The sequence below is a fragment of the Hydrogenophaga sp. NFH-34 genome (assembly GCF_021401345.1).
Taxonomy (GTDB): Bacteria; Pseudomonadota; Gammaproteobacteria; order Burkholderiales; family Burkholderiaceae_C; genus Hydrogenophaga; species Hydrogenophaga electricum.
Window position 1 is genome coordinate 12,418 of record NZ_JACBGE010000017.1, and the last position, 12,580, is coordinate 24,997.

Consider the following 12,580-nt stretch of genomic DNA (forward strand, 5'->3'; position numbering starts at 1 on the left):
GATTATCGCCACCGGCCATAAAAAAACCGCGCCGAAGCGCGGTTTTTTGCAGGCGAACCTGAAGAGGATCAGTTGGCGCGGGTGCCGACCACTTCCACTTCCACGCGACGGTTCTTGGCGCGGCCTTCGCGGGTCTTGTTGTCGGCCACGGGCTGGGTTTCACCCTTGCCTTCGGTGTAGATGCGGTTGCTTTCGATACCCTTGCTCACCAGATAAGCCTTGACAGCTTCGGCGCGACGCACCGACAGCTTCTGGTTGTAGCCGTCAGCACCGGTGGAGTCGGTGTGGCCCACGGCGATCACCACTTCCAGATTGATGCCCTTGACCTTGCCGGCCAGATCGTCCAGCTTGGCCTTGCCTTCGGGCTTCAGAACAGCCTTGTCGAAGTCAAAGAATGCGTCAGCAGCGTAGGTCACCTTGGTGGCAGCCGGAGCCGGAGCCGGGGCCGGAGCGGGTGCCGGAGCGGGTGCAGCGGCCGGGGCCGGGGCGGGTGCCGGAGCCGGAGCGGGTGCAGCGGCCGGCACGATCGCGCCGTCGCAACCTTGGGCGGCGGTCGCCGGCGTCCAGAAGGCATCGCGCCAGCACAGTTCGTTCGTGCCGTTCTTCCAGACCAGTTCCGACGTGCCATTGCGCCAGTTGTCGATGGATTGGGCGCCAGCGGCGGTTGCCATGGCGGCGGTTGCAAACAGCATTGCCACTTTGTTCAGTTTTTTCATGGTTTTCCTCAAGATGAGCCACAGGCGGGCCAGTTATTGGAACACATTCACGTCTTACAAGACGCTGAATTCATTGTGCCACAAGCGTGTGTAACGGTTGGTCAGTGCATGCGGCGCCACGACCCGGCAGCGACATGGTTTTCGGCACCGTTGCCTTCATGCAACAACCGGGGTTTTCGGGCCCTTCTGGGCGCGCATCCTAAAATCGCCTATTGCCCTGCGCGGCATCCTTTTCTCAGCCACCGTATCGTCCATGACCCAGTTCGCCAAAGAGACCCTGCCTATCAGCCTGGAAGAGGAGATGCGCCGCAGCTACCTCGACTACGCCATGAGCGTGATCGTGGGCCGCGCCCTGCCTGATGCGCGGGATGGTCTCAAGCCGGTGCACCGGCGCGTGCTGTACGCGATGCACGAGCTCAACAACGATTGGAACCGGCCTTACAAGAAGTCGGCCCGTATCGTTGGCGACGTGATCGGTAAGTACCACCCACACGGCGACAGCGCGGTGTACGACACCATCGTGCGCATGGCGCAAGATTTCTCGCTGCGCCACATGCTGGTGGACGGCCAGGGCAACTTCGGTTCGGTCGACGGCGACAACGCCGCCGCCATGCGGTATACCGAAATCCGCATGTCCAAGATCGCGCACGAGATGCTTGCGGACATCGACAAGGAGACGGTGGACTTCGGCCCTAACTACGACGGCTCGGAAAAAGAACCGCTGGTGCTGCCGACGCGCCTGCCCAATCTGCTGGTCAACGGCTCGGGTGGCATCGCCGTGGGCATGGCCACCAACATCCCGCCGCACAACCTTAACGAGGTCGTGGATGCCTGCCTGCATTCGCTGAAGAACCCGGACTGCTCGATCGACGAGCTGATGGAAATCATCCCGGCACCGGACTTCCCCACCGGCGGCATCATCTATGGCATCCAGGGTGTCAAGGACGGCTACCGCACCGGCCGCGGCCGCGTGGTCATGCGCGCCAAGGTGCACTTCGAGGACATCGACAAGGGCCAGCGCCAGGCGATCATCGTTGACGAGATCCCCTATCAGGTCAATAAGAAAACGCTGCAGGAGCGCATCGCCGAACTGGTGCACGAGAAGAAGCTCGAAGGCATCAGCCACATCCAGGATGAGTCCGACAAATCGGGCATGCGCTTGGTGATCGAGCTCAAGCGCGGCGAAGTGCCCGAGGTGGTGCTGAACAACCTGTACAAGCAGACGCAACTGCAGGACACCTTCGGCATCAACATGGTGGCGCTGATCGACGGTCAGCCCAAGCTGTGCAACCTCAAGGACCTGATCACCGTCTTCCTGGAGCACCGCCGCGAGGTGGTGACCCGCCGCACGGTATTCAACCTGCGCAAAGCGCGCGACCGGGGCCACGTGCTCGAGGGCCTGGCCGTCGCGCTGGCCAACATCGACGAGTTCATCAAGATCATCCGCGAGAGCCCCACCCCGCCGGTGGCCAAGGTCGAGCTGATGACACGCAGCTGGGACAGCGCACTGGTGCGCGAGATGCTCACCCGCGCCAAGGCGGACGGCGGCACGGTAAACGCCGACGACTACCGCCCGGAAGGCCTGGAACGCGAGTTCGGCATGCAGGGCGACGGCCTGTACCGCCTGAGCGAGACGCAAGCGCAGGAAATCCTGCAGATGCGCCTGCAGCGCCTGACCGGCCTGGAGCAGGACAAGATCGTCGCCGAGTACAAGGACGTGATGGCCGAGATCGACGATCTGCTGGACATCCTGGCCAAGCCCGAACGCGTCTCGACCATCATCAGCGAGGAGTTGGTGGCGGTGAAGAACGAGTTCGGCCAGACCAAGCTGGGTGCCCGCCGCAGCGAGATCGAACACAGTGCCCAGGACCTCTCGACCGAGGACCTGATCACACCCACCGACATGGTGGTCACGCTCAGCCACAGCGGCTATATCAAGAGTCAGCCGCTGTCCGAGTACCGCGCCCAGAAGCGCGGCGGCCGCGGCAAGCAGGCCACGGCGACCAAGGAAGACGACTGGATCGACCAGCTCTTCATCGCCAACACGCACGACTACATCCTGTGCTTCTCCAACCGCGGCCGGCTGTACTGGCTCAAGGTGTGGGAGGTGCCGGCCGGTTCGCGCGGATCGCGTGGCCGCCCCATCGTCAACATGTTCCCGCTGCAGGACGGCGAGAAGATCAACGTGGTGCTGCCGCTGACAGGCGAGTTCCGCAGCTTCCCGGCTGACCACTACGTGTTCATGGCGACCAGCATGGGCACGGTCAAGAAGACCGCGCTGGACGAATTCAGCAATCCGCGCAAGGCCGGCATCATCGCGGTCAACCTGGACGACGGCGACTACCTGATCGGCGCCGCCCTGACCGACGGCCAGCACGACGTGATGCTGTTCAGCGACGGCGGCAAGGCCGTGCGCTTCGACGAGAACGACGTGCGCCCGCTGGGCCGCAACGCGCGCGGCGTCAAGGGCATGACGCTGGAAGACGGCCAGAGCGTGATCGCCATGCTGGTGGCGGAAGACGAATCGCAGGCGGTGCTGACCGCCACCGTCAACGGCTACGGCAAGCGCACGCCCATCGGCGAATACACCCGCCACGGCCGCGGTACCAAGGGCATGATCGCGATCCAGCAGAGCGAGCGCAACGGCAAGGTGGTGGCCGCCACGCTGGTGCACCCCGATGACGAGATCATGCTGATCACCGACAAGGGCGTGCTGGTGCGCACCCGCGTGAGCGAGATCCGCGAACTCGGCCGCGCCACGCAGGGGGTGACGCTGATCGCGCTGGACGAAGGCGCCGAGCTGTCGGGCCTGCAGCGCATCGTCGAGAACGATGCCAACGTGCCGGAAGCGGCCGACGCTGCAGAAGGCCCGGACACGCCGGCGGGAGACGCCGAATGACGCAGCGGCCCTACAACTTCTCGGCCGGGCCCGCCGCCATGCCCGAAGCCGTGCTGGCGCAGGCCGCCGCCGAAATGCTGGACTGGCACGGTTGCGGCATGGGCGTGATGGAGATGAGTCACCGGGGCAAGGAGTTCATCTCGATCTATGAACAGGCGGAGGCCGACCTGCGCGAGCTGCTGGCGGTGCCGCCCGAATTCAAGATCCTGTTCATGCAGGGCGGCGGTCTGGCCGAAAACGCCATCGTGCCGCTGAACCTCTCGCGCGGCGGTACGGTGGACTTCGTGGTCTCCGGCAGCTGGAGCCAGAAGTCGGCCAAGGAAGCCCAGCGCTACGCCACAGCGAACATCGCGGCCAGCGGCCAGGCGTCGGGCTTCACCGCCCTGCCCGCACCCGCCTCCTGGCAACTGAGCGCCGGCGCTCAGTACCTGCACCTGTGCAGCAACGAAACCATTCACGGGATCGAGTTCCACGAACTGCCCGACCTCAAGGCCCTGGGCTGCGACGCTCCGCTGGTGATCGATTTTTCGTCGCACGTGCTCTCGCGCCCGGTGGACTGGTCGCGCGTCGGCCTGGCTTTCGGGGGGGCCCAGAAAAACGTGGGACCGGCCGGCGTGACGCTGGTGATCGTGCGCGAGGACCTGCTCGGCCACGCCCTGCCCGCCTGCCCTTCGGCCTTCGACTACCAGACCGTGGCCGACAACCAGTCGATGTTCAACACGCCCCCCACCTACGCCATCTATATGGCCGGCCTGACCTTCCAGTGGCTCAAGCAGCAGGGCGGTGTGGCCGCCATGGAGCGGCGCAACATCGCCAAGGCCGAACTGCTCTACGGCTACCTCGACCGGTCGGCCTTCTATGTCAACAAGGTCGATCCGGCCGCCCGCTCGCGCATGAACGTGCCGTTCTTCCTGCGCGACGAAAGCCGCAACCAGGCTTTCCTCGACGGCGCCAAGGCGCGCGGCCTGCTGCAACTCAAAGGCCACAAGTCGGTCGGCGGCATGCGCGCGAGCATCTACAACGCCATGCCTATCGAGGGTGTACAGGCCCTGGTGGACTACCTGAAAGATTTCGAGAAAGAACAGGCCTGAGCGCATGAGCCAACCCATACAGACCGAGGCCCTGGGCGCGCTGCGCGTGCAGATCGATTCGCTGGACCAGCAATTGCTGAACCTGCTCAACCAGCGTGCCCGCGTGGCCGAACAGGTGGGCGAGCTCAAGCGCCAGGAAGGCACGCCGTTTTTCCGTCCCGACCGCGTGGCGCAGGTGATCGAAAAGATCCAGCGTGCCAACCAGGGCCCGTTGCTCAACCAGCACGTGGCCGCCATCTGGCGCGAAATCATGTCGGCCTGCCTGGCCCTGGAAACACCGCAGCGTGTGGCGGTGCTGGGCCCGGAAGGCACCTTCTGCGAACAGGCGGCCGTCGAGTATTTCGGCAGCGCGGCCAACCTGATCTATTGCAGCAGCTTCGACGAAGTCTTCCACGCCACCGCGGCCGGCACCGCACAGTACGGTGTGGTCGGCATGGAGAACTCCACCGAAGGCGTGGTGGCGCGTTCGCTCGACCTGTTCCTGCGCTCGCCCGTGCACGTGGTGGGTGAAGTGAGCCTGCTGGTGCGGCACAACCTGCTGCGCCAGGCCAATTCGCTGGACGGCATCGAAGTGGTGATGGCCCATCCGCAAGCGCTGGCGCAATGCCAGGGCTGGCTGAGCCAGCACCTGCCCCATGCCGAACGCCGTGCCGTCGGCAGCAACGCCGAAGGGGCCCGCCTGGCCGCCACCAACCCGGCGTGGGCTGGCCTGGCCAGCGAACGTGCGGCCGCCCAGTTCGGGCTGCACATCGTGGCCCACGCGATCCAGGACGAGGCCTACAACCGCACGCGTTTTGCCGTCATCACGCTGCCGCAGACCCTGGCCATGCCGCCGGCGTCGGGCCGGGACTGCACCAGCATCGTGGTGTCGGTCCCCAACCGGCCCGGGGCGGTGCACGACCTGCTGGTGCCGCTCAAGCAGCACGGCGTGTCGATGACCCGGTTCGAATCGCGCCCGGCCAAGTCGGGCCAGTGGGAGTACTACTTCTACATCGACATCGCCGGCCACCCCTCGCAGCCGCCCGTGGCCGCTGCCCTGGAGGAATTGCAGAGTCTGTGCGCGTTCTACAAGGTGCTGGGCGCCTACCCGGTGAGTGAGTGACATGGCATCCTCCCCAGGCTCTCCGGTTTTTGAACAGTTGGGACTCATCGGCTGCGGCCTGATGGGCGGATCGTTTGCGCTGGCGCTCAAGCGCGCCGGCATGGTCAAGCGGGTGGTGGGCTACAGCAAGTCGCCGTCCACCACCGAGCGCGCGCGCCAGTTGGGCGTGATCGACGTCGAGGCCCCGTCGGCCCTGCTGGCGGTCTCGGGGGCCGATCTGGTGCTGTTGGCCGTGCCGGTGGCCGCCACCGAAGCCACCTTCAAGGCCATCCGCCACCTGATCGGCCCGAACACGCTGGTGATGGATGTGGGGTCGACCAAGCGCGAAGTGATCGACGCCGCCCGCCGCGTGCTGCGCGACCAGGTGGGCGTGTTCGTGCCCGCCCACCCGATCGCGGGCAAGGAGCTCTCGGGCGTGGAGCACGCCGACCCCGAGCTGTACCAGGGGCGCCAGGTCGTCCTGACCCCGATCGAGCGCACGCTCACGGCCCAACTGGGCCGGGCCCAGCAGGTGTGGACGGCGCTGGGCTGCCAGATCAAGCAGATGTCGCCCGAGGCGCACGATGCCGCCTACGCAGCCGTCAGCCACCTGCCCCACATGATCGCGTTCGCGCTGATGAACGCGATCACCGGCCAGGCCCAGGGCGAGGCCTTTCTGTCGCTGGCCGGCCCCGGGTTCCGCGACTTCACCCGCATCGCGGCCAGCGACCCCTCGGTCTGGCGCGACATCCTCGCGTCCAACCGGGAAGAGCTGCTGGCACAGTCGCGCCATTTCCAGCGCGCGCTGCACGCCTTCGAGACGGCCATCGCCGCCGGCAACCCGGACGCACTGGAAGTCCTGATCGAGCAAGCCAGCGAAGCGCGCGCCACCTGGCGCATGAACGCCGTCAAGCCCCAATCCTGAGTGCCCCGCGGCACTCCCTTTTTTCCGCTGCCCGGACCGCCGCGCATGTACGCCATCGACCATCTCGACATCCCCCCCTTGTCCGGCGCGGGCGGCACCGTTCGCCTGCCAGGCTCCAAGAGCATTTCCAACCGGGTGCTGCTGCTCGCCGCCCTGAGCGTGGGCCAGACCGACATTGCCGACCTGCTGGACTCCGACGACACCCGCGTCATGCTGGCGGCACTGGCTCAACTGGGTTGCCGCATCGAGACGGATACCCCTGGCCCTGGCTGGCTGCGCGTGCACGGCATCGGGGGTGAACTGCCGGTGCGCGAAGGCGCGCTGTTTCTGGGCAACGCCGGCACGGCCATGCGCCCGCTGACCGCGGCCCTGGCGCTGCTGGCCAGCCGCCATGGCGGGAAGTTCGAACTCAGCGGCATTCCACGCATGCACGAGCGGCCGATTGGCGATCTGGTCGACGCCCTGCGCCAGCTGGGCTGCCCGGTTGACTGCCTGGGCCAGGAAGGCTATCCGCCCCTGCGACTGGGCAACGGTGCCGCACAGGCCCTGACGCTGGACGCCCCCATCCGTGTGCGCGGCGACGTGTCCAGCCAGTTCCTCACGGCATTGCTGCTGGCGCTGCCCCTGGTCGCCCAGGATCGGCCGGTCACCATCGAGGTGGTGGGCGAACTCATTTCCAAGCCCTACATCGAGATCACGCTCAACCTGCTGGCGCGCTTCGGCGTGCCTGTGCAACGCGAAGGCTGGTCGCGCTTCATCATCCCGGCCGGCAGCCGCTACCGCTCTCCCGGCCAGATCCACGTGGAAGCCGACGCGTCGTCGGCCAGCTACTTCATCGCGCTGGGGGCGATCGCGCCGCCCCTGCCCGGCCGCGAGGGCATCACCATCGAAGGCGTCGGCCTGGCGTCGATCCAGGGCGACATCCGGTTCGTCGAGGCGGCACGCCAGATGGGCGCAGAGATATCCGGCGAAGCCAACCGCCTGCACATCCGCCGAGGGGCCTGGCCGCTGCATGCCGTCGACCTCGACTGCAACCACATCCCCGACGCTGCCATGACGCTGGCGGTGATGGCGCTGTACGCCGAAGGCACGACCACGCTGCGCAACATCGCCAGTTGGCGGGTCAAGGAAACCGACCGCATCGCCGCGATGGCCGCCGAATGCCGCAAGCTGGGAGCGATCATGGAAGAAGGAGGCGACTTCCTCCGCATCACGCCCCCCCAGGGCGGCGCAACCGCCCCGGACAGCACCACCCACGGCTGGCAGCCGGCAGCCATCCACACCTACGACGATCACCGCGTGGCCATGTGTTTTTCACTGGCGGCCTTCAACCCGGGCCGGGTCCGGGTACGCATCGAAGACCCCAAGTGCGTGGCGAAGACCTTCCCGGACTACTTTGAAACCCTGTTCGACGTGTGCGAGGCCGAGTCTGGCGCCATTCCCGTGATCTGCATCGACGGCCCCACGGCGTCGGGCAAGGGCACGCTGGCGGCCGAAGTGGCACGCCAGTTGGGCTACCACCTGCTGGACTCGGGGGCGCTGTACCGGGCCACGGCGCTGGCCGCGCAGGACGCCGGCGTCTCGCTCGACGATGAACCAGCCCTCGCGCGCCTCGCTGCGGCATTGCCGCTGGCGTTCCGCGATCACCGCATCTTTCTGGCCGGGCGCGACATCACCGATCCGCTGCGCCTCGAATCCACGGGCGGCATGGCTTCGCGCGTGTCGCAGTACCCCGCCGTGCGCTCGGCCCTGCACGCGCTGCAACTGAGCTTTCGCCGCCTGCCGGGGCTGGTGGCCGACGGCCGCGACATGGGCACGGTGGTGTTCCCGGACGCCCCGCTCAAGGTCTATCTGACCGCCAGCGTCGCCCAGCGCGCCCAGCGGCGGCATAAGCAATTGATTTCCAAAGGGATTTCTGCTAGCATCGAAGACCTTCTGGCCGATTTGCAGGTACGGGACGCACGGGATATGAACCGCAGCACCGCCCCTTTGAAGCCGGCCGAAGATGCCTTGCAACTGGACAACTCCGAACTGGACATCGAGCAATCGGTCCGCCAGGTGTTGAACTGGTGGCAAGGCAGGCAACAGCCCTGAACGGTCCGCCGTTCGCTGCTGCCAACCGGCCCAGACGGCCCCGCCGGGCATCCCCGCCCGCAGGCCCGATGGTTCTTGGACCCCAACCCCGCAGTGCCACGCACTGCACAGCAACGCCACCCATCCGTCGATCTCCCGCGAAAACCGCCTGCCGGCTGGTGCGCGCCCGACGCTGTGTGGCTGAGGAAACTTCATGTCTGAATCTTTTGCCGCCCTGTTCGAAGAGTCCCTCAAGCGCGCTGAAATGCGCTCGGGCGAAGTCATCACCGCCGAAGTCGTGCGCGTCGAGCACAACCACGTGGTGGTCAACGCCGGACTCAAGTCGGAGGCCTATGTGCCCATCGCCGAGTTCAAGAACGACCAGGGCGAACTCGAAGTCCAGGTGGGCGACTTCGTCTCCGTGGCCATCGACTCCGTCGAAAACGGCTTCGGCGACACCCTGCTGAGCCGTGACAAGGCCAAGCGTCTGGCTTCGTGGATGGCCCTGGAAAAGGCCCTCGAATCCGGCGAATTCGTGACCGGCACCACCGGCACCAAGGTCAAGGGCGGCCTCAAGGTCATGGTCAACGGTATCAGCGCCTTCCTGCCGGGCTCGCTGGTCGACAGCCGTCCGACCAAGGACCTGACCCCGTACGAAAACAAGACCCTGGAATTCAAGGTCATCAAGCTGGACCGCAAGCGCAACAACGTGGTGCTGAGCCGCCGCGCCGTGGTGGAAGCCTCCATGGGTGAAGAGCGCGCCAAGCTGATGGAAACCCTGAAGGAAGGCGCCATCGTGCAAGGCGTGGTCAAGAACATCACCGAATACGGTGCGTTCGTCGACCTGGGCGGCATCGACGGCCTGCTGCACATCACCGACATGGCCTGGCGCCGTGTCCGCCACCCGAGCGAAGTCGTTCAGGCCGGCCAGGAAATCACCGCCAAGATCCTCAAGTTCGACACCGAGAAGCAACGCGTCTCGCTGGGTCTCAAGCAGATGGGCGACGACCCGTGGCTGGGCGTGTCCCGCCGCTACCCGTCGGGCACCCGCATGTTCGGCAAGGTCACCAACATCGCCGACTACGGCGCGTTCGTGGAACTGGAACCCGGCATCGAAGGCCTGGTGCACGTCTCCGAAATGGACTGGACCAACAAGAACGTGGCCCCGTCCAAGCTGGTGTCGCTGGGCGACGAAGTCGAAGTCATGGTGCTCGACATCGACGAAGACAAGCGCCGCATCTCCCTGGGCATGAAGCAGTGCCGCGCCAACCCCTGGCACGAATTTGCCGAGGCCACCAAGCGCGGTGACCGCGTCAAGGGCCCGATCAAGTCGATCACCGACTTCGGCGTGTTCGTGGGTCTGGCCGCCGGCATCGACGGTCTGGTGCACCTGTCCGACCTGTCCTGGAACGAGCCCGGCGAACAAGCCGTCCGCAACTACAAGAAGGGCCAGGAAGTCGACGCGATCGTGCTGGCCATCGACGTGGAACGCGAGCGCATCTCCCTGGGCATCAAGCAGCTCGACGGCGACCCGTTCACCACCTTCGTGTCGGTCAACGACAAGGGCTCCATCGTGACCGGCAAGGTCAAGACCGTGGATGCCAAGGGCGCCGAAATCGACCTGGGCGAAGACGTTCTGGGCTACCTGCGCGCCAGCGAAATCTCCCGCGACCGCGTGGAAGATGCCCGCAACGTGCTCAAGGAAGGTGACGAAGTCTCCGCCGTGGTGGTCAACGTGGATCGCAAGACCCGCAACATCCAGCTGTCGATCAAGGCCAAGGACGCCGCCGACCAGCAGGAAGCCATGGCCAGCCTGAACCAGAACACGGGCAACGCCGGCACCACCAACCTGGGTGCGCTGCTCAAGGCCAAGCTGGACAGCAACAACTGAAGCTGAGGCACCGCTCGGTGCCGGATGCCATGGCCTTTCGGGTCGTGGTATCCGGTATCGGCGGCCTGCAAGGCTCTTCGCTTTCAAGACATGACGCGCAGCGACCTCGTTGAAGCCCTGGCAACCCGCTTTGCCCAGCTCACCCACCGCGATGCCGAGTTCGCCGTCAAGGCCATTCTCGACGCGATGGGTGATGCCCTGGTCAAAGGCCATCGCATCGAGATCCGCGGTTTCGGCAGCTTCTCGGTCAACCGCCGCGCTCCGCGCATCGGGCGCAACCCGCGTTCGGGCGAGAGCGTGATGATTCCCGAAAAGCGCGTGCCCCACTTCAAGCCGGGCAAGGCCCTGCGGGAAGCGGTGGACGCCAAGACCGCCGAGATCCTGGGGCAGGCACCGCGCCAGAACGACTGACCGGTACAATCGTTCCACCACTCGGGGAACGGATTGAGATACCTGATGTGGCTGCTCAATGCAGCCCTTTTTTTTGTTCTTTTCGCCTTTGCGCTGAACAACCTGGATGCGGTCACGCTGCACCTGTTCTTCGGCGTCAGTTGGCAGGCACCGCTGGTGCTCGTGCTGCTGGCCGCGCTGGTGGCAGGTGTTTTTCTGGGCGTGATCGTCATGCTGCCCCTGTGGCTGCGCGCGCGCCGCAAACCGACGGCCGCGACGGTGGCACCGGCGCCCCCCGGCCCGATCGACGGCTATCCGCCCCATGGACCTTGACCTGACCTGGCTGCTGTGGGGCCTGCCCATCGCCTTCGCCGCTGGCTGGCTCGCCTCGCGGCTCGATCTGCGGCAATGGCGCATCGAAGGCCGGCAGGCGCCCAAAGCCTACTTCCGCGGCCTGAACCACCTGCTCAACGAACAGCAGGACCAGGCCATCGACGCCTTCATCGAGGCCGTGCAGGGCGACCCGGACACGGCCGAGCTGCACTTTGCGCTCGGCAACCTGTTCCGCCGCCGAGGTGACTACGACCGCGCCGTGCGCGTGCACGAACACCTGCTGGCGCGCGCCGATGTCAAAGGCAAGGACCGCGACCGTGCCCAGCATGCCCTGGCGCTGGATTTCCTCAAGGCCGGTCTGCTGGACCGTGCCGAAACCGCGCTGCAGCGTCTGGAAGGCACCGACTTCGAAGGCGAGGCCCTGCTGGCGCTGCTGGCCATTTACGAGCGCTCTCGCGACTGGCCACAGGCCCAGCAGATCGCCCAGAAGCTCGAACACACCCAGCAAGGCAGCTTCGCCACGCGGCTGGCCCACTACCTGTGCGAAGAAGCCGAGCTGGCACTGCGCGCCGGGCAGATGGACCGTGCCCGCGAACGCCTGGAGGAAGCCACGCGGCAGGCCCCCCAACTGGCGCGCGGCTGGATGGCCCTGTCGGCCCTGCAGAATCAACAAGGCGATGCCCGCGCCGCCCTGAACACCCTGCTGCAACTGGCCCACCAGGCGCCCCAGGGCCTGCCGCTGGCCGCCGGGGCACTGGCCGAACTGGCCCGGCGCACCGGTCAGGAGGCCGCCGTCAAGACCATTCTGCAGACCGCGAACGCGCGGGGGCCGGCGCTGGATGTGACCGAAGCGCTCGCCCAACTGGCAGCCAGCCCGGCCGAGGCCCGGGACCGATACCTGGAGCATCTGCGGCAAGAGCCTTCGCTCGTGATGGCCACCCGCTGGCTGGCCGACGAGCCGCTGTCCGATGCCGCCGCGCAGGCACCGGTGCAGGCCGCGCTCAACCAGGCCAGCAGCCCCTTGCAGCGCTACCGCTGCGCCGCCTGCGGCTTCGAGGCCAGCCAGCATTTCTGGCAATGCCCGGGCTGCCAGAGCTGGGACAGCTACCCGGCGCGCCGCGTCGAAGAACTCTGACCCCACACGCACCGTGCCTGTGGTGCGCCCCCCGAAACGATTGGCA

General features: G+C 66.3%; 10 protein-coding genes. 9 read left to right on the top strand and 1 reads right to left on the bottom strand.

Annotated elements, in window-relative coordinates; translation table 11 throughout:
* Window positions 1–68: 68 nt before the first annotated feature.
* On the bottom strand, window positions 69–716 hold the full coding sequence (ompA, locus tag L0977_RS16405; RefSeq protein WP_234265932.1) for an outer membrane protein OmpA: 648 nt from the start codon (window positions 714–716) through the stop codon (window positions 69–71).
* Window positions 717–969: 253 nt separating this feature from the next.
* Here ompA and gyrA point away from each other — a divergent pair, with 253 nt between their 5' ends.
* From gyrA to lapB, 9 genes are all read left to right on the top strand, one after another.
* Window positions 970–3,615, top strand: coding sequence for a DNA gyrase subunit A (gene gyrA / locus L0977_RS16410; protein WP_234265933.1), 2,646 nt, complete (start codon window positions 970–972; stop codon window positions 3,613–3,615).
* Window positions 3,612–4,706 carry a 3-phosphoserine/phosphohydroxythreonine transaminase gene (serC, locus tag L0977_RS16415; RefSeq protein WP_234265934.1) on the top strand — a complete coding sequence of 365 codons (1,095 nt, stop codon included), beginning with the start codon at window positions 3,612–3,614 and terminating at the stop codon, window positions 4,704–4,706. Before gyrA ends, serC begins: the two co-directional genes overlap by 4 nt.
* A 4-nt stretch (window positions 4,707–4,710) precedes the next feature.
* Complete coding sequence (gene pheA, locus L0977_RS16420; protein WP_234265935.1) at window positions 4,711–5,808, top strand: prephenate dehydratase; 1,098 nt, start codon at window positions 4,711–4,713, stop codon at window positions 5,806–5,808.
* 1 nt (window position 5,809) lies between these two features.
* Entirely contained in the window at window positions 5,810–6,712 is a 903-nt protein-coding gene (locus tag L0977_RS16425; protein WP_234265936.1) for a prephenate dehydrogenase, read from the top strand.
* A 45-nt stretch (window positions 6,713–6,757) separates the two neighbouring features.
* Window positions 6,758–8,806, top strand: a complete 2,049-nt coding sequence (locus L0977_RS16430; RefSeq protein ID WP_234265937.1) for a bifunctional 3-phosphoshikimate 1-carboxyvinyltransferase/cytidylate kinase — start codon at window positions 6,758–6,760, stop codon at window positions 8,804–8,806.
* Between the two features lie 193 nt (window positions 8,807–8,999).
* The gene (gene rpsA, locus L0977_RS16435) at window positions 9,000–10,676 is read left to right on the top strand and encodes a 30S ribosomal protein S1 (protein ID WP_234265938.1); all 1,677 of its coding nucleotides are present in this window, start codon (window positions 9,000–9,002) and stop codon (window positions 10,674–10,676) included.
* A gap of 90 nt (window positions 10,677–10,766) precedes the next feature.
* Window positions 10,767–11,087, top strand: coding sequence for an integration host factor subunit beta (locus L0977_RS16440; protein ID WP_234265939.1), 321 nt, complete (start codon window positions 10,767–10,769; stop codon window positions 11,085–11,087).
* Window positions 11,088–11,132: 45 nt separating this feature from the next.
* Window positions 11,133–11,399, top strand: coding sequence for a lipopolysaccharide assembly protein LapA domain-containing protein (locus L0977_RS16445; protein WP_442786645.1), 267 nt, complete (start codon window positions 11,133–11,135; stop codon window positions 11,397–11,399).
* Window positions 11,389–12,534 (top strand): lipopolysaccharide assembly protein LapB, encoded by a 1,146-nt coding sequence (gene lapB / locus L0977_RS16450; protein WP_234265941.1) that lies wholly within the window; start codon window positions 11,389–11,391, stop codon window positions 12,532–12,534. The genes L0977_RS16445 and lapB overlap by 11 nt, the downstream gene beginning before the upstream one ends.
* Window positions 12,535–12,580: the final 46 nt, after the last annotated feature.

What these genes read in the sequence shown, in the direction of transcription:
- L0977_RS16440 (WP_234265939.1), top strand. Translation starts at nt 10,767, where the DNA reads ATGACGCGCAGCGACCTCGTTGAAGCCCTGGCAACCCGCTTTGCCCAG.
- rpsA (WP_234265938.1), top strand. Translation starts at nt 9,000, where the DNA reads ATGTCTGAATCTTTTGCCGCCCTGTTCGAAGAGTCCCTCAAGCGCGCT.
- L0977_RS16425 (WP_234265936.1), top strand. Translation starts at nt 5,810, where the DNA reads ATGGCATCCTCCCCAGGCTCTCCGGTTTTTGAACAGTTGGGACTCATC.
- gyrA (WP_234265933.1), top strand. Translation starts at nt 970, where the DNA reads ATGACCCAGTTCGCCAAAGAGACCCTGCCTATCAGCCTGGAAGAGGAG.
- L0977_RS16445 (WP_442786645.1), top strand. Translation starts at nt 11,133, where the DNA reads ATGTGGCTGCTCAATGCAGCCCTTTTTTTTGTTCTTTTCGCCTTTGCG.
- lapB (WP_234265941.1), top strand. Translation starts at nt 11,389, where the DNA reads ATGGACCTTGACCTGACCTGGCTGCTGTGGGGCCTGCCCATCGCCTTC.
- pheA (WP_234265935.1), top strand. Translation starts at nt 4,711, where the DNA reads ATGAGCCAACCCATACAGACCGAGGCCCTGGGCGCGCTGCGCGTGCAG.
- ompA (WP_234265932.1), bottom strand. Translation starts at nt 716, where the DNA reads ATGAAAAAACTGAACAAAGTGGCAATGCTGTTTGCAACCGCCGCCATG.
- L0977_RS16430 (WP_234265937.1), top strand. Translation starts at nt 6,758, where the DNA reads ATGTACGCCATCGACCATCTCGACATCCCCCCCTTGTCCGGCGCGGGC.
- serC (WP_234265934.1), top strand. Translation starts at nt 3,612, where the DNA reads ATGACGCAGCGGCCCTACAACTTCTCGGCCGGGCCCGCCGCCATGCCC.